We start from the raw sequence: 18,517 nt of genomic DNA, 5'->3' as shown, positions 1-18,517 counted from the left end.
TCAGGGCTGCAGGCGCGCGTTAACTTCCCGGGCGATAGGGTCAGGCAGGAAATGATCGACGTTGCCGCCGTGCAGGGCGACCTCTTTGACCAGCGTCGATGAGATATAAGACCACGCCTGGGCCGGCATCAGGAACACGCTTTCCAGTTCCGGCATCAGGTGCTGGTTCATCTTGGCCAGCTGCATTTCATATTCGAAATCCGATACCGCCCGCAGTCCGCGCACCAGGATATTGGCCTGCTGCTGGCGGGCAAAGTTGGCCATCAAATCGCTAAAACCAATAACCTCGACGTTGGGCAAATGGCCGGTAACCTGCCGGGCCAGGTCGACGCGTTCCTCAAGGGAAAACAGCGGCTTTTTGCTCGGACTGTAGGCAATGGCCAGGATCACGTGGTCGAACATCTTCGCGGCGCGGGTCACCAAATCGAGATGGCCGTTGGTGAGCGGATCAAAGGTGCCCGGATAAATGGCTTTGGTTGTCATCAGGCTTCTCTCTTGATAGTGCGGCCAAGCGCCCACAGGGCGGCATACTTATTAAATGTATACTGCGCGTTCACTATTGCCAGCAACAAACCCTGCTTGCCGTCCAGAAAACCGGCGCGGAGCAGCCAGGTCTTGATAAACGCGCCGAGCGTATGTCCGATGATGGCGAAAAAACCACATTTTTTATTTTGCCGGTGGCGCTCAAGCGCCCAGGCCTCGGCATATTGCAGCTGTTTGCGCTGGAAAGCCATCAGATCGCGGCAGGTAAGATGTTGCAGGCAACCTTCAAGTTTGACGACCCGCGCGCTGCCGATATCCAGGGATTCATGCACCGGATTATCGTTGTAGCGAAAGTGTTCGCGGGCATACAGCCGCACCACCCGATCCGGATACCAGCCGCTGTGGCGCATAAAGCGGCCGAGAAACAGGTTGGAGCGCGCGCAGCTGTAAACGGTATCAGGTTGGGGGGGCAGGCGGATTATCTGTTCAATGGCGCGCTTGAGGCCGGGTGTTACCCGTTCATCGGCGTCGAGCATCAGGATAAAATCGCCGGTGGCGTACCCCTGCGCGCGCTGGCGCTGTTTGCCGAAGCCCGGCCACCCTTCGGCTTCAAAAACCCGGGCGCCGGCCTGCAGGGCGATGTGGCGCGTCGAGTCGGTGCTGGATGAGTCCAGCACCACGATTTCGTCCGCCCATTGCACCGATGCCAGGCAGTCCGGCAGCAGCCCGGCTTCGTTACGGGTAATGAGCACCACCGACAGACGCGTTTGCGACGGCATTTATTGACTCCGCTGTGGCAGGTATGGCTCCAGCAAGTGTAGCAGCCGCTGCAGGGCGCCCTGGTTTTGGTGCAACACTTCCACCGCGTGACGGCCGTAATACAGGCGATAATCTTCGTCGGTCAGCAGGGTAGTGATTTCCTTGACCAGCGTCGGGACGTCGGTCACGGTAATCAATCCCCCGGCTTCGGCAAGCTTGCCGCAGATGTCCTTGAAATTGATGGTATGGGGGCCCATCAGCACCGGGATGGCATGGGCCGCGGCCTCCAGCGGATTATGGCCGCCGCGCTCGACCAGGCTGCCGCCGACAAAGGCCAGATCGGCAATACCGTACAGCAGCATCAGCTCGCCCATGGTGTCGCCGATCACCACCTGCGTATCATGAGCGGGAATATCGCCGGAGCTGCGTAATATCGAGGTTAAACCGGCCTTTTGCGTCATTTCCCGCGCCACCGGGAAGCGTTCCGGATGGCGCGGCACCAGGATCAGCAGCAGATCGGGAAAGGCGGCCAGCAGCTGGCGATGGGCCTGCAGGAGAAGGGTTTCCTCACCTTCGTGGGTGCTGGTGGCAATCCATACCGGGCGGCGCGACGCCCACTGGCGCCGCAGCGTCAGCGCCCGCGCCGCCAGTTCCGGGGTGACTGATATATCGAATTTCAGGCTGCCGGTGACGGCCAGCTGGTTTCGTTTCAGCCCCAGTTGCAGAAAGCGGTCGCCGTCTTCCTGGGTTTGCGCGGCGATAAGCGTAATCCGCTCCATGATCCGGGCGATAAACGTGCTGAATTTTTTGTAACCGGCGGCGGAGCGGGCGGATAAACGCGCGTTGGCGACCACCAGGGGGATTTTACGTTTGTGCAGGGCTTTGATCAGGTTAGGCCAAAGTTCGGTTTCCATCACGATAACCAGCTTGGGATTCACCTGGTTCAGGAAACGGTTCATGGCCCCCGGCAGATCGTAGGGCAAATAAACATGGTGCACATCCTTGCCGAAGGCGGACTGGACCCGCTCCGAGCCGGTGGGCGTCATGGTGGTGACGGTAATGGGCAAAAATGGGTAACGGTGGCGCAGTGCGCGTACCAAAGGTATCGCCGCCAGGGTCTCGCCGACCGATACCGAATGCAGCATAATGCCGCCGGGTTTTACCTTGCCCTGGCAATATCCGTAGCGTTCAGCCCAGCGGCGGCGATATGCCGGCGCCTTACGGCTGCGCCATAATAACCGAATCCATATCAGCGGCTGGATAAGATAGATGAGTATGTTATAGATCATTATAGTTAGCTATAGTAAGGCACCGCGGCTGGTGTGCAGAGTTAATGTTTAACCAAATTATTAAAAGCGCATTTTAAGCGCGTCCATGCTAACAGATAAGTCGCTTTCCCACATTATATCAAGTGTTTTTATACGGATAACAATTGGGTGTATAGCCCGGTCAATTGCTGGGAAAGACGCGCGGGAGTACAGTCTTTCACCCGTTCACGGGCGGCCAGACCCATTCCGGGCTGGCGCTGGCGCGAAGGTATGGCGTTGGCGCACTCCGTCAGCGTTTTGATATCCAGCGCATCGCAGACAAATCCTTCTCTCCCGGCCTCGATAAACTCCGCGCCGCCGCAGCGCTCGCTGGTAATCACCGGCAGGCCGCAGGCCATGGCTTCCAGTATTACGTTTGGGAACGGATCGTAGAGGGTGGGTAAAATCAAACCGTCGGCCCCATGATAAAAGGGGAGTACGTCCGTTTGTACCCCGACAAAACGAATGCGCTGCAGGCAGCCTAATCCCTGGGCGAAAGCGCGATATTTATCCTGCTGCTTATCCTGGCCCACCACGATCAGGTAGCGATCGGTGGCGGCGATGGCGGCGATGGCCGCTTTCAACCCTTTGCGTTCAAATCCGGAACCGACATAGATCAGGGCGCAGGCCTGCTCCGGGATAACCATGCGCTCCCTGACGCGCCTGCGCTGTTCCGGCGCGGCGGGATAAAAGCGGGTCGAATCGATGGCGTTGTAAATCAGGGAAAATTTCTCTTCCGGCACTTGATAGCAACGGATAATGTCGTTTTTCACCATCAGGGAATTGCAAATGATCTTTTTTAACTCGGGCGCGTGAAACATCGCCTCTTCCGCCGCCAGCACATAACGGTGATAGCCGCTTAACGAGGTCAGCCACCGCTGGTGCGCCGGGATAATACGCGCCCGCTGCTCAAGCCAGACCCGGTGTACGCCGTCGCCGGCGCGGAAAACATCGCAGCCGGCGATACGCTCATGGCTTTGCACTAAATCGAAATGCTCATGTTGCCAGCAACGCCGGGCGGCCCGGGCAAAACCGCGCTCACGGGACACCCGGCCCCATTTGGCCGGGTTGCAGATATGCACATGCCAGTCGGGCCGGGGTTCGCCCGACCATTGCCGTGTCAGGATATTCAGTTCCAGCCCGGAATTATCCAGGGCATCCAGCGCCCGGGTAATAAAACGCTCCGCGCCGCCGTCGGGGCGGTACTTTTGCCGGACTATCGCCAGCCTGGTTTTTTTCATCATGCCCTGCTTACGGTGCTGTTGATAAATAATACCGCGCGGCGTCCAATACCGTCTCAACGGGAATGGCGTCGAGATAACGCTCCCGTGTCCGGGTATCTATGGCGTCGGGCCGCGGGATCTCGGCAAAATCGCCGGCCCAGATCACGGTGCTGTTATCGCTCCACGGCCGCCAGTGCTGCAGTTTGGTCGGGCCGAACAAGGCCACGCAGGGGGTATTGAGCGCCGCGGCCATATGCATCGGCGCCGAATCGACGCCGATAAACAGCCTGGCATGATCGATAAGCGCCGCCAGCTGGGTCAGCGTCAGCTCCCCCGCCAGGGAGACGACCTGGGGATTATGGCAAAGGGACTGGATATGCGCGATCATGTCGCGCTCTTTTTTATCCGGCCCGGCGGTGAGGATAATGGCTAATCCCTGGGATTGCAGGGCGTCGATTAACTGCGCCATCTTGGCGTCGTCCCAGCATTTGTAGGTCCAGCGCGACGTGGGCTGGATAACGATATATTCGCCGGTGACGGCGCGTTCGGCCAGCAGGCGCCGCCGGCTGGCCTCGTCGTCGGGCGAGTAGTGCATCGAGGCGCGGCGGTCGGTAATCGCGATATTCAGCGGCGCCAGGATACTGAGGTTTTGCTCAACGGTATGCAGCGCGCCATGGTTGTCGGTGGCGACCAGGCAGGTATGCGCCCTGCGCCAGATAAACGACTGCCGTTTTTGATAATTGAAGCCGATGCGCACCGGCGCCCCGCTTAATAACGTGATGGCGGCGCTGCGCCACTGATCGGCCAGGTTGATCACCAGGTCGAAATGGCGGGCGCGAATGCTTTTCAGCAGCGCCAGCTCCTGTTTAAGCTGATAGCGGATGCCTTGTTTTTTCCAGGAACGATCGATGGCATGGATAACCGCTATCGCCGGATGGTAGCGGAGTATGGCTTCGGTTTCTTTGTAGAGCAGCACATCGATTTCGCAATCAGGATAGTGCCCGCGCAGGGTATTGATAACCGGCGTGGTCAACAGCATATCGCCGTGATGGCGTAGTTTGATTAACAGAATTCTTTTTACCGGGGCGGATGGAACGGCATGGCGAATGGACATGTTGGCGCAGACCTATTGATATTCTGATAACTCAGACCATGGAATTACGCTAAAATTCAGCGCTCGCGCCACGCATAGATCCTGCGCAGCCACAGCAATAGCTGGTACCACTGCTTAATGCCGCGGGCATTGCGGATCATACGCTTATGGGTTCCGCTGGCAAAGATATCATTAATCATGATTTGCCTGGCCGCCGGGTCAGGTTCGCGGCGCAGGGAATGACAAACGGATAATGCTTCATGCGTCACCTGGAAGGCGAATTCGGGATACATTGTTATCTTGCCGCGATAGCGTTGGTTTATTTCTTCCAGGCGTTGCGCAATGCGGATGTAATGGCGCTGGTACTCAACGTTTTTCATGCCGGTTCTTTTTTGATTGCTGATGGACTGATCATGGATGTAATAGCGGTACAGCACCTCTTGGGTATAGCGCACCCGGCGGGCGTTAAACATCAGCTCCGTGGTCCAGGGAATATCCTGATGATGCAATCCCGGCTCAAAGCTGAGGTTGAGCTGTCTTATCAACGCCAGGCGATAGATGCCAAGCCATACCACATGCAGATAGCGTCTGGTCGCCAGGGCCTTGCGCAGCCAGGTCGGTCCGTCCAGCACCCCGGTGGATGTCAGGCGCTCCGGCGGTATTAACGTTTTAATGCGCTTCGAGCCAAGGAAAAAACGCTCGCCGTTACATTGGGCGACGTCAAGGTCATCCCCCTCGGCCATGTCCATGAGCGTCTGGTACAGCGCGGGATACAGCAGATCGTCGGCATCGGGGAAGGTGACATAAGCGCCGCGGGCAATGGCCAGGCCGGCATTGCGCGCGCGCGATACGCCGCCGTTGGGCTGGTTGATAACGGTAATATGCCCGTAGTCTTGCGCATATTTTTGGGCCAGGGTTTGCGAACCGTCGGTGGAACCGTCGTTGACGATAATGATCTCAATGTCATGCAGCGTCTGGGCGAGCAGCGAATCCATAAAAGCGGCAAACTTTTCGCCCGCGTTATACAGGGGGATAATGACGCTCAGCTTAACGGGGGCTACGGACGGCATGTTAGCAGTCATACAATAAACTTTCCGGCCAAAGTGACGCTATACCCCCGGGCCGTATCGGCCGATAGGCTTGCATGGTTAAACGGCATTGGTGGTCTTATCAGCGCTGTCTACCCGGCTTTTTACCGTTTCGGGGGCCGGGGCGACCTGGCGCAACAGCAGCAGATAACCCAAAACCATCATGATAAAGTAGGGCGATTCGCGATTATAAAATTGACAGTCGACCTGGCTAAAGATAACCACCGGCAGCGACAGCAGTAAAAATGCCCCCGCGCCCGAAAACAGGACAAACGGGTAAACCAGCAGCGCCACAAACACCGCCAGCATCAAAAGCGCGCCAAAGATACCCTGTAATGAGAGCGTATCCAGCAGATCGTTATGCATGTGATATTGTACGTTATTCAATGCTTCCTGGTTTCCCGCTTCGTGCTGCTGAATATAGCGCGTTGCCAGCGCATTGCGGCTGTCCACCGATTGCCCGAACGGGTGCTCGCCAAAACTGTGCCAGGCGGATTTCCATAAGCTAAGGCGCGCTCCCAGCGAGGTGCTGTTTTGACCTTGCATATAGAGCTCCGCCTCTTGCTGGATACCGTCCAGGCGGTCCAACGCCGGATGATAATAGGATTTGCCGTAGAGCAGGGCGCAGACGCCTAAAATCACAATGGCGGTGGCAAAAATGCGTTTATGGTTTTTTTTGCCGTAAAACAATTCATGCCCCAGGCAAAAGATCACGAATATCCCATAAAACACCAAGGCCGAACGGGTCTCGGTGGCCAACAATGTCACCAGGGTCAGGCCGATGGCCAGCAGGCAGAGCGGACGGTAGAGATGCGGCGCAAATCGGCGCAGGCAGTAGACGGCGATCATTGAAAACAGCACCAGCATATAGGCGCCCGAGGTGGCTGCATCGGCGTTGATTTTTATCCGCACGCCGGTCTTCAGGTATTGCAGCGTATCGGTAATAGCGATGAGCGCCAGCAGCGCAAACATCAGGTAGCCGGCGAGGTTGGCGGCGCGGAAGCTGAAATGCCAGGTTGTCCTGTTGCGTTCGATGCAGTAAAGCACAAAAGCCCCCAGAACCATACGCTTACCGCTAATTTGATAATGGTAGGCAACCAAGGGGAAATCGGGACTGCTGGTTAACGACAGCCACACTAATTTGCTCAGGCCCAACAGGAAAAACAAGGTCGGAAAAACGTAAAAATGAATTTTTTTATCGACTTTGAAAACCAGGATGAGGAAATGTATGACGCTGATATAGGTCAGGATGTAAAACGCATTGCGGCTCACCGGTCCTGAAAACAAAAAAAAAGCGATGGAAATACTGATGAGAAAAAAGTAGGTCAGCGAAAGAACGTGATCAACATTGCGCCAGCGATAAGCATTATTCAAAGCAATCATTTAGCGGTTCCAGCATGGAAATATTTATTTTTTATGTATCTTATCAGCCACATCAGGCTATCAGAATAACGCTTTTGAAACCAAAGCACATAAGCGTAGCGCTTCATTTCCTTATGTTTGACCGGGATATCCAAGGGTTCGGATTGCCAGGGCGTACGCAGATAATACGTACTGTAGAGATCGGCCAACGGCCCCGAGCCCCATAAATGCCAGGGTTTACATTTGCCTGTGTAGTGGATCAGCACGGTATCGGCGGGGAGTTTGGGCCGATGATTGACCTTATTGGCAATAATATCATAGATGTAGTTATATTTTTTAGGCAATAGCAGGACTTCTTTTTCCAACACCAGGTTAAGCGCATCCTGGTCGGGAAAACGGAAATAATCGCCCTTTTCGTTCAGTACCTTCAGCAAGCGCGCGGTGGTGTTACGCTCCAGCCATAGCGGGACATTGATATACAGAAACCCCGAATTAAAATAATTTCCCGAGGCCAGGCTCAGCTCCGGGCAAAGCGTAGCGCGCGCGCGTTTATTATCGTTGACCGCGCAGAGGGTGTAATTATCAAAAGAGAGATCAATCAAGGGATTGATGCTACCAATGCACAACGTATCCGCGTCCAGATAGATCACCCGCGACACCCTGTCCTTAAGTATTAACGGAATAAAAATACGGTAGTAAATCGTTTTGGCATACCGGCCGATACAGGGCATGTCATCAAAACAGCCGCTATGGTATTTGTATAATGTCATGGCAAGCGCGCGCCCCGCCACCAGGGTAAGCAGCTTCTTTTTGACGTCATCGGCCAAGCCGTTGCTGAAAATATGGATATGAAAATAGCTATCCGGATTATTTTCCAGCAAAGAAAACAACGTTACACCCATACCGCGCGCATACTGGTTATCAACGCCAAACGCAATATGACAGACAGGTTGGGAGGCGGCCGGCAACGTATCAATGAGCATCTCTTGATGCTCAATCATGTTTGTCACGACTTTGCTATCCATTGATCACTTCCTTATGACTAAGTCTAGCAACAAAGGCGAAAATATCGTCGCGATTAGCCGGCGTTAGCGCAAATAATCTGAGCGGCGATTGTTCAAAGCGGTAAGGCGCGGAAAATACAAACGATGATGGCGCAATATCCGCCGGCGCGATGATAAGCACCTGGCCCAAAGGCCGCTGTTCGGCCATACAGCATGGGCCCGCCAGGCAGATTACCGGTACCCGCTGCGCGTCGGCGATATACACGTTGCCCGAATCCGATGCTATGTAGCAATCCATGCGCGCTATGGCGCAGGGAATTTCCTCAAGCCGCAACTGTCCGACCAGGCTAACCACATTGCCGGCGTCGCCGTTAACCTGGTAAAACTCGTCCAGGTAGCGCTGTTCATCCTGTGGCCCGAAAACATAAAAAACACAGGGCAGGGGCGCAAGGGTGGCCAGGATTTGCCCCCAGACGGCGGCGGGAATGGTTTTGGCTTTATTGCCGGCGGAGATGCTGATGCCGATTTTTATTTTCCCCGGCGCGTCAGGTATCGGCAATGCCCGCGGCGGTTGCCAGAGCGGAAACGTGGCATGTTTGGGCTGGCTGCGCCAGGTCAGAGAGCGGTCGGCAAGCTTCAGGTAGTTCTCAAGCGTCAGCGTGTCGCGGCGGTGTTCAACGCAGCCTGAGGCCGTCAGATAAAAAATGCCGTGGTACCATTTGCGCGTGTAGACGGTAAGAAACTGTTTATTGGGCGCATTGCAGACGGCGGCGTAAAACAGGTTGGTGCTATTGGGTTGCAGCAGGTAGACATTGCTATAGCGGTTAAGCAGCTTCAGCGCCAAACGCATTTTTTTTAACAAGCCGGATTTGTATTCTTCAATAAAAAAGTAGTCCGCCAGCGTGCTGTCGCGGGAGGCGAGCGGCGCCACCGTCCGGCTAAGCAGCGCGTCCGATCGGCCAAGCTGCTGCAGCAGCGGCGTGATATTGACAAAATCGCCAATCTTGGCGGTTTGGATAATTAAATTTCTACCAGTGTGCTTTTGGAATGGCTTTAGCGCTAACTTTATTGGTAGCAATAAAATAAACAGAAACACATAGCTCATTAGTTAATTCGTCCGCTTGCCTCACGCGATAACAGGGCAGCCAACTCGGCGTAAACACGCGTTGCCGGGAGATTCTCCAGCCGGTTATCCTCTGACTGCAATGCATGCTGATTATTGCCGTAACCACCAATAAGCCCGGGATCGGTGGGACCGTATAGCGTAATATTCGGCCGATCGAGCGCGGCGGCAAGATGGCTTAAGCCGGTGTCAACCGAGACCACCGCCGTCGCGCCGGCCAGCACGTCGGCCACTCCCGCCAGATTAAGCCTGGGAAGCACCACAACTGAAGGGAAATTGTCCGAAAGACGCAGGGCGCGTTCATATTCCGACGCGGTGCCCCAGGGCAGCCTGATGTCAAAACCGCTGGGCGATAACAATTCTATCAGCTCGCGCCAATGCGTTTCCGGCCAATGTTTTTCTTTCCGGGTGGTGGCATGCAAAAAAACCAGATAAGGCGCGACAGGATCATGCCGGGCGGCGGCGCCGGTAAAATGTCCGGCAATGGCATAATCCCCGGGTCCCGCCGGCACGTCATAACCGAGGCTGACGGCAAACAGCTGGCGAATGCGCTCAACGGCGTGCTGCTGGCGATCGATGTGATGGCGATGATTATAAAACCAGCTCGCAAAAGGTTCACGCGCGCTTTTGCCATCCAGTCCATGTTTTTCCCCCCGGGCAACCCGGGTCACCAGCGCGGCGCTTTTTATCAATCCCTGCGCATCGATCACCCGATCGTAGCGTTTTAGCTGCAGCTGGCGCTTAAAGTCGCAGCGTTCCTGGCGGGTTGCCGCGCCAAACCAGTTTTTGCGCCAACGCCTGATTGCCACCGGTATCACCCGGTCGACCGCCGGGTGCCATGAGGGGATCTGCGCAAAACCTTCTTCCACCACCCAATCAAAACGAATGCCCGGCAACGCATGCATGGCGTCGGTCAGGGCGGGCAGCGTATGCAGCACGTCGCCCATGGAGGAGGTTTTGACAATCAGCACCTGCATCAGCGCCCCTCATCCGCAGCGAGCAGTGTGTCCAGCTCTGCCGCCACCCGCTCGGGCTGGATATCCATCAGGCTCTGATGATAGCCTTGTGCGTCGCTCCCTTTACGGATGCGCTGATAACCGCTGATTAAACGGATCACTTTGGCATGCCGGGCCAGCGGCGGGGTAAAATCGGGACTGCTGGGGCCGTAAAGCGCCACCAGGGGTCTCTCCAGCGCGGCGGCGATATGCATCAAGCCGGAATCGTTGCTGACCACCGCCCGACAACCGGCCAGCAGGGCCACCGCCTGTTCAAGGGATGTTTGCCCCGCCAGATTGCGGCAGTGTTCGCCCGCGGACGCCTCCAGCATGCCGGTTATCTCGTCGGCGGTGGCGCGATCTTTCGCCGAGCCGAACAGCAGGACCTGATAGCCGCGGGCGATAAGCGTGCCTGCCAGCGCGGCGTAATGATAATGGGGCCAGCGCTTGGCCGGCCCGAATTCCGCGCCGGGACAAAAACCGATGGCCGGCCGTTCCGTGGTGAGGGAAAAGGCGGCGCGGGCAGCCAGGATTTCATCCCGCCGGACCTCAAGGCGCGGCCAGAGCAATGGCTGCGGTAAATCCTCCGCGCTGCGGATATCCGCTTTATCATATGCCAGCGCCACATAGCGCTGCACCATGAGGGGAAACGCGGTTTTATCCAGCACGCGCAGATCGTTTAACAGGCCGTAGCGCATTTCACCGCGCCAGCCGGTGCGCCTGGCGATGCCGGCAAAAAAAGGCACCAGGGCGGATTTGAAGGAGTTGGGCAGTACGATGGCCTGCTGATAATGCTGCTTTTTCAGTCTGAGGCCAAGCCGCCGCCGCTGCGCCAACGCCAACGCGCCATGGCCAAGCGGCATCGACAGCGCCTGCTTCACCTCCGGCATACGGTTTAGCAACGGACGGCACCAATCGGGCGCCATCACCTCTATTTCCGCGCCGGGATGAAGGCTCAGCAGGGTACGGTACAGGCTTTGCGACATCATCATATCGCCAACCCACGACGGCCCGATAACCAGTATTTTCATACCGCTGATATCATCCTTGCCTGTGCATTAATGGTTGCGATTTAACCATGCTAAATATTCGCCCACGCCTTCGGCCACGGTTTTGAACGACTTAGTGTAGCCCGCGGCCCGCAGCTGGGTCAGATCGGCCTGGGTGTAAGCCTGGTAACGCCCCCTGAGTTTCTCGGGGAAATCGATATACTCAATCTGGCCTTTTTTATGGAAATCCAGCACCGCGTCCGCTACCGCCTGGAAGGACTCCGCCCGTCCGGTGCCGCAGTTGAAAATACCGGAAACCCCTTTTTGCCAAAACCATAAATTCACCTCGGCCACATCGCCGACGTAGATGAAATCACGTTTAAAGCCTTCGCTGCCGGAAAATAATTTGGGGTTTTCACCGGCATTGATCTGGTTATTCAAATGGAACGCGACGCTGGCCATGCTGCCTTTATGACCTTCATGCGGACCATACACGTTAAAGTAGCGAAAACCGCAAATCTGGGACTCGGCTTCCGGCAATATAGCGCGAACATACTGATCGAACAGGAATTTTGAGTAGCCGTACACATTCAGCGGCTGCTCGTACTGCCGTTGTTCGATAAAATGTTCCGTCCTGCCGCCGTAGGTGGCGGCGGAGGAGGCGTACAGAAAGGGAATCGAACGCTCAAGGCAATAATGCAGCAGCTCCTTGGAGTATTGATAGTTGTTATCCATCATATACTTGCCGTCCCATTCGGTGGTGGAGGAACAGGCGCCCTCATGGAATACGGCTTCGATATCGCCAAAATCATCGCCGGCCATGATGCTGGCGATAAAATCTTCCTTATCCATATAATCGGTGATATTCGCCTCTACCAGATTAATGAATTTTGTGCCGTCCTTGAGGTTATCCACCACCAGGATATCGCTGTGCCCGAGGTTGTTCAGCGACTTAACAATATTACTGCCGATAAATCCGGCCCCACCTGTGACGACTATCATGGGATACCCTTGTTGAGCTTACGCGGAGCTGGCACTGTGTCTGCTCCTTTATGTCCACTATGATACCATTTCCTCTGTGACCTTAGTATCCGTGCGGTAAAATGCCGCCGGGTTATCGCCATGCCATGAGGAATGCATGCAGTCATAATGATTGCTTTTCATTATCAGTGAGATAGCGCACTTTTCGGGTATAATCCTGTGATTTGAACAGCAGTTCGCCATCGGGGGACGCCAGATATTTTTGCCACTCCGCCAGCGGAAAACCCCCATGCGCCCCCACTACCTGCGCTGGAATCACCGAGGGCGTGCCGCCGATTTTTTTCGACACCGGCCAATTCATCCAGTCGCCCAGGTTGATGGTGCGGATATCAAGCGTATCGAGCATGGCGGCCAGAGGCAATTGGTCGGTCGGCGGCTGATCATCGCCCAATTGCGTCCAGGTATCGATGAAAAAAGCCGTCCATATGGGACACATCCGCCGCCAGGTGCTGGCCGTAGCCGCAAGAAAAGCGCCGTTAACATGATCCAGCAGGCCCGGCCGCACGGCATCGCGATAATATGCCGGGATGCGTTCCGGCGCGGCGCGGCTGAGTTTAGCCGTCATTTTCCCCTGCCGGAAACTGGAGTAAATATGATCGTCCACCAGGCGGATAACGGGCATCCGCAGCAGGTTCAAATCGGAATCGATCATCAATATACCCTCGGTGCGGGCCTGCAGAGGCGCCTGCAGCTTGACCAGGCGGCTGAGATAGATTTGTTTATAGCGATAATCGCCGTCACGGGTTTCCAGCGCCAGGGTAACTATCCTGACCTTTTCGGGCAGCGGCGGAAATTTATGCGCCGGCTGGTCGGTGACAATCACGATTTCACGCACCTCCTGCGCATAACGCTGCGCAAAGGTGGCGCTCAGCATCGCTTCCTCAATATAATCCTCGCCCACCGAGGGGATCACGACGGACGTTACCGGCACCCAAGGCAGGGAAGCGTCTATTTTTTCGTCATAAGCGATATTATGACGACGGACGATATGGCGATATTTGGCGTTAAGAAATTCGAACATATCTACCTCAAAGCGTTTTTATGCTGCCGAGCACGGCTTCGACACCCAGGACATATTTATCAATGGTGAAGTGGGTCTTTACCATATGGTTGGCCTGCTGGGCCAGCGTGCGGCGGTATTGGGCGTCCAGGTAAACCGTTTTCAACTGTTTGAACAGGGCCTGGGTATCGCCGTAGGGGAATAGCAGTCCGGTTTCCTGATGTTTAATCAATTCCATGGTGCCGGTGACATCGGAACCGATGACCACCGTATTCAGCAGCATGGCTTCAAGGATCACGCGCGGCAGTCCTTCGCTGCGCGACGCCAGGATGAAGGTATCAAAGGCGGCCAGGTATTCCATGGCGTTGCTTTTGAAACCGGTAAAAATCACCTTATCCAGCAGACGAAAGCCGGCGGCCATCCGGACCAATCGCTGATGCTCGGGACCCGCGCCGACGATCACCATTTTCCAGCGTGCCTCGGGGTAGGCCTGGTTGAATAAATGCAGGGCCTGCAGGGTATGGTGATGGGCCTTGCGCGGGATAAGCGAGCCTATGCTGCCGAAGATAAAGGTGTGATCGTCGGCGCCAAGGGTGTGGCGCAGCGGGAGTCCGTCCGGCAGGGGCTGATCGATGTCGATACCGTTAAACACCGTATAACAGATCTCCGGCTGCACGCCGCTTTGGATCAGCTTGTCCTGCACCCCGGAGGATACCGAGATAATGGCATGGCACAGGGTATTGACCATTCTGACTATCTGGCGGCTCATCACGGGTTCGATACGGCAATGTTGCACCACGGTGGTCGATAAGCCCATGGTGGCGTAGTACCCCTCGACATTGGAGCTGGGCTGGTTGTTCATATATAAAATATCATATTGGCCCATTTCCAGTAATGAACTGATTTTATTGATATTGGGATCAATTCGCCAGATTTTGTCGATGGCGTAAATCGCGGCGAGACGAACCTTTTTATTGAAGAAAAGCAGGGTGCGCAGGATTTCCTTGCCCCATTTGGCCCAGGCAGGTTGCCGGGTCTGGGGAATGAAGAACACCTGAATCCCCAGCGCGGCCAGGACCTCGCTGACCGTTTCGTTATTATCGCGGGCATAATTATTGTAAAAACAGCAGCTGATGTCGAATTTTTCGCGGTCGATGCGTTTAAGCAATTCCAGCATGCTGTTGGTGCCGCCGCCCCATTCCTTGCCGCTGTCCAAGAGAAGAATTTTCATCCGGCTTTGTGGCATCGTCATGCATTCCCAATATTTGAATGATTATCATTTAAGGTACATTAACGCGGGCACCGCCCCGTCACTATTCCGTTATTTATTGCCGGGATCCGCTATTTTTCCGGGCGCAGCGGCGCCGGGAGCGGTTTGCCATGCTCCCCGAGCATAACCCGCCGCGTCTCATCCAGGCTAGAGAATATGGCCTTGAACATGGCGTCGGCGTACACCGGCGGCGGCGCCTGTTTCACGGTACATTGCGGGATGCCGTGGAACGGATTGCGCGGCCTGACGGGCTTCGGTTCCGGCGCGGGGGCCGGGGCGTAACGTTCATTCAATAACATGCTCGGGCGCACCAGCACAATATCCGCGGGCAGCGTGGGCAACATTTGCGCCAAGACCCTGACGGTATTGGGGTGGGGGTGACCGATGGCGATGGCTGAACCGTTACGCCGGGCCAGGGCCACGGCGCGGTTGAACTGCTGGCGAATGTCCGCTTCGTTGCTGGTATCGTCCAAAAAAACGTTGCGCCTGATGACGCTGATGCCGGTGCCCGCCGCCGCCTGGCGCGACTGGCTGTTGCCGATGGTCATGCTATCGAGAAAATAAAAGGGGTATTGTTTCAGCACCTGCATGACATTCTGCATGCCGCCAAGGCTTGAGGTCATGGCGCTGCCCATATGGTTGTTGACCCCCACGGCGAAGGGCACCTTGCCGACCGCGTCGCGCACGATGCGCGTTATTTCATCGCGGCTCATCTCGGGGCGCAGGGTATCGCGTTCCAGGGGTTGCTTGCTCAGGGGCGCCATCGGCAGGTGGATCAGCACTTCGCGCCCCTGCTGATGCGCCCTGGTGGCCATTTCCCGCGCGTAGGGCGCATTCGGCAGCACCGCAATCGACACCGCCGTCGGCATGGCGAGTACCTGATACTCGTTATGCGGCTGATAGCCGAAGTCATCAATGACGATAGCCAGTTTGCCGGCGTCCACACCGGTGGAGGCGGCGAGCAGCGTGCAGACTAAAATGCGATGAAGGTTTTTCCTTAGCAAACTATCTTCCTAACCAGGGTAACGGATTCACCGCCTGGCCCTGGCGACGAATTTCAAAATAAAGCGCAGGAGTGCCCTGGCCGCCGCTGCTGCCCACCAGCGCAATAGGCTGGCCGGATCGGACCTGGGCGCCCACGCTGACCAGCGCGCTCTGGTTATAACCGTAAAGGCTCATATCGCCTTTGCCATGTTCAACCACCACTACCAGCCCATATCCCTGCAGCCAGTCGGCCATCAGGACGCGTCCGTCGGCGATGGCCCTGACTTCGCTGCCTTCGGCCGCGGCGATGACCATGCCCTTCCAGCGTAGTTCACCCTGCAGGGATTCACCAAACCGATGCAGCGTACGTCCCCGGACCGGCCACAGATCCTGGCCCGCCGGCTGGCCCAGGCCGCCGGTGCGGGATACCAGGGCGCGTTCGCTGGGCGAAGGTTTATACGTATCGCCTTTGCGTTTGGCCTGTTCCTGACGTTCGCGCACCTGCTGCGCCTCCCGCGCTTCACGCTCGGCCCGCGCCCGCGCTTCCCGCTCCGCCCGGGCGATATTATCCCGCAGTCGCGATTCGTTCTGGCGCAGTTCGTTCAGTGTTTGCTGATCCTGCGCGATAGACGAGTCGAGACCGGAGAGGGTTTTACGCCTGGCCGCGCGGGCTTTTTCCAGCGCATCTTGCTGCGCGTGCTGCTGTTGCAACAGGGCGGTTTGCTGCTGCTGCTTTTGCTGCAGGTCTTTTTTCTGGTCCGCCAGCGCCTGCCGGGTCGCGCCCAGGTCGCGGATGGATTTTTCCCGCGCTTCATTCAGGTAGCTGTAATAAGCGAAGATACGCTCGTTACGCTGGCTCTGCTCACCGCTCAGAATCAGCTGCATGCCCGCATTGCGGCCTTGGCGGAACGCGGCGTCAAGCTGTTGTGCCAGCAGTTTTTGCTGCTCGGCCAAACGTGCTTCCAATTGTTTGATGGACTGGTTCAGCCGGGCGATAGCCTTGTCCAGCGCCGCAAGCGTGGTCTGCGTTTCGTGCAGGATGCGGCTGGATTGGGAAACGGCGATTTCCTGCTGTTTCAACTGTCCGAGCAGTTTGCCGCGCTGCTGCTGTTGCAAATGCACGTTTTTTTCTTTTTCGGCAATGCTTTGCTGCAGGGTTTTGAGCTGTTCCTTGTTATCCTCGGCATGGCTGCTGGCAGGCAATAACATAACGCCAGCGAAGATAATGCTGGCGTACATGGTAAGTTTTCGCGCGGAAGGACGGCGCTGCGGGCCGTTTTCCCTGTGACTCAATCTGTTCAACGATGCCTTTCCCCTCATTGTCTGGATTATTCCACGTTGACCAGCCGCTTACCAGTCATCTCTTGCGGCAATACCGCGGCGGCGGCGCGCGCGGACCGGAGGAAACGGTTGATAAACCGCCCGGTTTTTAGCGACATGACGCGCATTGCAGGTAGTTTCTTCTTTCCGGTCATGTATATTGGCTGAATTTGCCGTAATGCGAGGGTATACTCGAAGGCTTTAAAGCGTGGCCACAACTAACGGGAGCTTTTACACCCCATGCAAGAAATTACGCAGTTTGTCAGCGATCACCCTATGCTATGTTTGGCGTGGGTCGCTTTATTGATCGCCGTCATCGTAACAACGTTCAAAAATCGTTTTTCCAAGGTTAATGAAATTTCCCGCGGCGAAGCCATCCGCTTGATCAACAAGGAAGACGCAGTGATCGTTGATCTGCGTACCCGGGATGATTACCGTAAAGGGCATATCGCCAACGCGCTTAACCTGACGTCGGCCGAGATAAAAAGCGGCAGCCTGGGCGAGCTTGACAAGGCCAAGACCAAACCGGTTATTGTCGTTTGCGCCACCGGCAGCACGTCTCGCGAACCGGCCGAAAACCTGAATAAAGCAGGCTTTGATCGGGTTTATGTTCTGAAAGAAGGCATATCCGGCTGGAGCGGAGAAAATTTACCGCTGGTCCGGGGTAAATAAATTATCACCTGAGAGGGGGAACCATGGCCAATATAGAAATCTACACTAAATCAACGTGTCCATATTGCCATCGCGCCAAGGCTTTACTCACCCGCAAGAACGCCGTGTTCCAGGAAATACCCATTGACGGGGACGCGGATAAACGGGAAGAAATGATTAAACGCAGCGGGCGCACCACGGTTCCACAAATTTTCATCGACGGACAGCACGTGGGTGGCTGTGATGATTTACACGCGCTTGATGCGCGCGGCGGCCTGGATCCCCTGCTGAAATAGACGGGGCCGGCTGACGTGCGCGGGCGCATGCAGCAAATTAACCATAGGGTTTTTTTAATGTCAGAACAAAATAGTACCGAGATGGCGTTTCAGATCCAGCGTATCTACACCAAAGACGTCTCGTTTGAAGCGCCGAACGCGCCGAAGGTTTTCCAGCTGGAATGGCAGCCGGAAATCAAACTGGATCTGGATACCGCTTCCAGCCAGCTGGCGGAAGGCATCTATGAAGTGGTGCTGCGGGTTACCGTCACTGCCTCGCTGGGCGAGGAAACCGCGTTTTTATGTGAAGTCCAGCAGGCGGGGATTTTCACCATCTCCGGCATCGACGGCACGCAAATGGCCCATTGCCTGGGCGCGTACTGCCCGAATATCCTGTTCCCGTATGCCCGTGAATGCATCACCAGCCAGGTTTCGCGCGGCACGTTCCCGCAATTGAACCTGGCGCCGGTAAACTTTGACGCCTTGTTCATGAACTACCTGCAACAGCAGTCGGAAAGCGAAGGAAGCCAACCGGCGCAGGAAGCCTGAT

19 protein-coding genes are annotated in these 18,517 nt (G+C 56.1%); 3 read left to right on the top strand and 16 right to left on the bottom strand.

Annotated elements, in window-relative coordinates; all coding sequences use genetic code 11:
- From coaD to envC, 16 genes are all read right to left on the bottom strand, one after another.
- The gene (gene coaD / locus ACL2XF_RS20000) at nucleotides 1-483 is read right to left on the bottom strand and encodes a pantetheine-phosphate adenylyltransferase (protein WP_410012743.1); all 483 of its coding nucleotides are present in this window, start codon (nucleotides 481-483) and stop codon (nucleotides 1-3) included.
- The gene (locus ACL2XF_RS19995) at nucleotides 483-1,262 is read right to left on the bottom strand and encodes a glycosyltransferase family 2 protein (protein ID WP_410012742.1); all 780 of its coding nucleotides are present in this window, start codon (nucleotides 1,260-1,262) and stop codon (nucleotides 483-485) included. The genes coaD and ACL2XF_RS19995 overlap by 1 nt, the downstream gene beginning before the upstream one ends.
- Nucleotides 1,263-2,531 (bottom strand): lipid IV(A) 3-deoxy-D-manno-octulosonic acid transferase, encoded by a 1,269-nt coding sequence (gene waaA, locus ACL2XF_RS19990; RefSeq protein ID WP_413721801.1) that lies wholly within the window; start codon nucleotides 2,529-2,531, stop codon nucleotides 1,263-1,265. It lies immediately after the preceding gene.
- A gap of 128 nt (nucleotides 2,532-2,659) precedes the next feature.
- Nucleotides 2,660-3,790, bottom strand: coding sequence for a glycosyltransferase family 4 protein (locus ACL2XF_RS19985; RefSeq protein ID WP_413728836.1), 1,131 nt, complete (start codon nucleotides 3,788-3,790; stop codon nucleotides 2,660-2,662).
- A 10-nt stretch (nucleotides 3,791-3,800) separates the two neighbouring features.
- Nucleotides 3,801-4,886, bottom strand: a complete 1,086-nt coding sequence (gene rfaQ, locus ACL2XF_RS19980; protein WP_410012740.1) for a putative lipopolysaccharide heptosyltransferase III — start codon at nucleotides 4,884-4,886, stop codon at nucleotides 3,801-3,803.
- Between the two features lie 56 nt (nucleotides 4,887-4,942).
- Complete coding sequence (locus ACL2XF_RS19975) at nucleotides 4,943-5,947, bottom strand: glycosyltransferase (protein WP_410012739.1); 1,005 nt, start codon at nucleotides 5,945-5,947, stop codon at nucleotides 4,943-4,945.
- 66 nt (nucleotides 5,948-6,013) lie between these two features.
- The gene (locus ACL2XF_RS19970) at nucleotides 6,014-7,336 is read right to left on the bottom strand and encodes an O-antigen ligase family protein (protein WP_413721802.1); all 1,323 of its coding nucleotides are present in this window, start codon (nucleotides 7,334-7,336) and stop codon (nucleotides 6,014-6,016) included.
- On the bottom strand, nucleotides 7,333-8,340 hold the full coding sequence (locus ACL2XF_RS19965) for a glycosyltransferase family 8 protein (RefSeq protein WP_413727407.1): 1,008 nt from the start codon (nucleotides 8,338-8,340) through the stop codon (nucleotides 7,333-7,335). The genes ACL2XF_RS19970 and ACL2XF_RS19965 overlap by 4 nt, the downstream gene beginning before the upstream one ends.
- A complete protein-coding gene (locus tag ACL2XF_RS19960) occupies nucleotides 8,333-9,424 on the bottom strand; it encodes a glycosyltransferase family 9 protein (protein WP_410012736.1) in 1,092 nt (363 codons plus the stop codon). The genes ACL2XF_RS19965 and ACL2XF_RS19960 overlap by 8 nt, the downstream gene beginning before the upstream one ends.
- Nucleotides 9,424-10,419 carry a lipopolysaccharide heptosyltransferase RfaC gene (gene rfaC, locus ACL2XF_RS19955; protein ID WP_410012735.1) on the bottom strand — a complete coding sequence of 332 codons (996 nt, stop codon included), beginning with the start codon at nucleotides 10,417-10,419 and terminating at the stop codon, nucleotides 9,424-9,426. The genes ACL2XF_RS19960 and rfaC overlap by 1 nt, the downstream gene beginning before the upstream one ends.
- Nucleotides 10,419-11,468 carry an ADP-heptose--LPS heptosyltransferase RfaF gene (gene rfaF / locus ACL2XF_RS19950; protein ID WP_410012734.1) on the bottom strand — a complete coding sequence of 350 codons (1,050 nt, stop codon included), beginning with the start codon at nucleotides 11,466-11,468 and terminating at the stop codon, nucleotides 10,419-10,421. Before rfaF ends, rfaC begins: the two co-directional genes overlap by 1 nt.
- Before the next feature lie 27 nt (nucleotides 11,469-11,495).
- Nucleotides 11,496-12,428 carry an ADP-glyceromanno-heptose 6-epimerase gene (rfaD, locus tag ACL2XF_RS19945; protein ID WP_410012733.1) on the bottom strand — a complete coding sequence of 311 codons (933 nt, stop codon included), beginning with the start codon at nucleotides 12,426-12,428 and terminating at the stop codon, nucleotides 11,496-11,498.
- Nucleotides 12,429-12,570: 142 nt separating this feature from the next.
- Nucleotides 12,571-13,488: a hypothetical protein gene (locus ACL2XF_RS19940; protein ID WP_413727406.1), complete on the bottom strand. Its 918-nt coding sequence runs from the start codon at nucleotides 13,486-13,488 to the stop codon at nucleotides 12,571-12,573.
- Between the two features lie 7 nt (nucleotides 13,489-13,495).
- On the bottom strand, nucleotides 13,496-14,713 hold the full coding sequence (locus tag ACL2XF_RS19935) for a glycosyltransferase (protein ID WP_410016661.1): 1,218 nt from the start codon (nucleotides 14,711-14,713) through the stop codon (nucleotides 13,496-13,498).
- 95 nt (nucleotides 14,714-14,808) lie between these two features.
- Nucleotides 14,809-15,741, bottom strand: a complete 933-nt coding sequence (locus ACL2XF_RS19930) for a divergent polysaccharide deacetylase family protein (RefSeq protein ID WP_410012731.1) — start codon at nucleotides 15,739-15,741, stop codon at nucleotides 14,809-14,811.
- Between the two features lies 1 nt (nucleotide 15,742).
- The gene (gene envC / locus ACL2XF_RS19925; protein WP_410012730.1) at nucleotides 15,743-17,041 is read right to left on the bottom strand and encodes a murein hydrolase activator EnvC; all 1,299 of its coding nucleotides are present in this window, start codon (nucleotides 17,039-17,041) and stop codon (nucleotides 15,743-15,745) included.
- Between the two features lie 240 nt (nucleotides 17,042-17,281).
- Between envC and ACL2XF_RS19920 the strand changes: the two genes are divergently transcribed.
- The 3 genes from ACL2XF_RS19920 to secB are packed head-to-tail and all read left to right on the top strand — an operon-like array spanning nucleotide 17,282 to nucleotide 18,516.
- Nucleotides 17,282-17,713 (top strand): rhodanese-like domain-containing protein, encoded by a 432-nt coding sequence (locus ACL2XF_RS19920; RefSeq protein ID WP_410012729.1) that lies wholly within the window; start codon nucleotides 17,282-17,284, stop codon nucleotides 17,711-17,713.
- 23 nt (nucleotides 17,714-17,736) lie between these two features.
- A complete protein-coding gene (grxC, locus tag ACL2XF_RS19915; RefSeq protein WP_331122111.1) occupies nucleotides 17,737-17,988 on the top strand; it encodes a glutaredoxin 3 in 252 nt (83 codons plus the stop codon).
- Nucleotides 17,989-18,045: 57 nt separating this feature from the next.
- The gene (gene secB, locus ACL2XF_RS19910; protein WP_410012728.1) at nucleotides 18,046-18,516 is read left to right on the top strand and encodes a protein-export chaperone SecB; all 471 of its coding nucleotides are present in this window, start codon (nucleotides 18,046-18,048) and stop codon (nucleotides 18,514-18,516) included.
- Nucleotide 18,517 lies beyond the last annotated feature (1 nt).

This window comes from Sodalis sp. RH19, from assembly GCF_047324215.1.
In the GTDB taxonomy this organism is placed as follows: domain Bacteria; phylum Pseudomonadota; class Gammaproteobacteria; order Enterobacterales; family Enterobacteriaceae; genus Acerihabitans.
The sequence above is the reverse complement of the archived record's forward strand: the minus strand, read 5'-3'. Positions and strand labels throughout refer to the sequence as shown.

Coding starts and splice junctions, on each gene's coding strand:
- coaD (WP_410012743.1), bottom strand. CDS start 483: ATGACAACCAAAGCCATTTATCCGGGCACCTTTGATCCGCTCACCAAC.
- ACL2XF_RS19995 (WP_410012742.1), bottom strand. CDS start 1,262: ATGCCGTCGCAAACGCGTCTGTCGGTGGTGCTCATTACCCGTAACGAA.
- waaA (WP_413721801.1), bottom strand. CDS start 2,531: ATGATCTATAACATACTCATCTATCTTATCCAGCCGCTGATATGGATT.
- ACL2XF_RS19985 (WP_413728836.1), bottom strand. CDS start 3,790: ATGAAAAAAACCAGGCTGGCGATAGTCCGGCAAAAGTACCGCCCCGAC.
- rfaQ (WP_410012740.1), bottom strand. CDS start 4,886: ATGTCCATTCGCCATGCCGTTCCATCCGCCCCGGTAAAAAGAATTCTG.
- ACL2XF_RS19975 (WP_410012739.1), bottom strand. CDS start 5,947: ATGACTGCTAACATGCCGTCCGTAGCCCCCGTTAAGCTGAGCGTCATT.
- ACL2XF_RS19970 (WP_413721802.1), bottom strand. CDS start 7,336: ATGATTGCTTTGAATAATGCTTATCGCTGGCGCAATGTTGATCACGTT.
- ACL2XF_RS19965 (WP_413727407.1), bottom strand. CDS start 8,340: ATGGATAGCAAAGTCGTGACAAACATGATTGAGCATCAAGAGATGCTC.
- ACL2XF_RS19960 (WP_410012736.1), bottom strand. CDS start 9,424: ATGAGCTATGTGTTTCTGTTTATTTTATTGCTACCAATAAAGTTAGCG.
- rfaC (WP_410012735.1), bottom strand. CDS start 10,419: ATGCAGGTGCTGATTGTCAAAACCTCCTCCATGGGCGACGTGCTGCAT.
- rfaF (WP_410012734.1), bottom strand. CDS start 11,468: ATGAAAATACTGGTTATCGGGCCGTCGTGGGTTGGCGATATGATGATG.
- rfaD (WP_410012733.1), bottom strand. CDS start 12,428: ATGATAGTCGTCACAGGTGGGGCCGGATTTATCGGCAGTAATATTGTT.
- ACL2XF_RS19940 (WP_413727406.1), bottom strand. CDS start 13,488: ATGTTCGAATTTCTTAACGCCAAATATCGCCATATCGTCCGTCGTCAT.
- ACL2XF_RS19935 (WP_410016661.1), bottom strand. CDS start 14,713: ATGCCACAAAGCCGGATGAAAATTCTTCTCTTGGACAGCGGCAAGGAA.
- envC (WP_410012730.1), bottom strand. CDS start 17,041: ATGAGGGGAAAGGCATCGTTGAACAGATTGAGTCACAGGGAAAACGGC.
- ACL2XF_RS19920 (WP_410012729.1), top strand. CDS start 17,282: ATGCAAGAAATTACGCAGTTTGTCAGCGATCACCCTATGCTATGTTTG.
- grxC (WP_331122111.1), top strand. CDS start 17,737: ATGGCCAATATAGAAATCTACACTAAATCAACGTGTCCATATTGCCAT.
- secB (WP_410012728.1), top strand. CDS start 18,046: ATGTCAGAACAAAATAGTACCGAGATGGCGTTTCAGATCCAGCGTATC.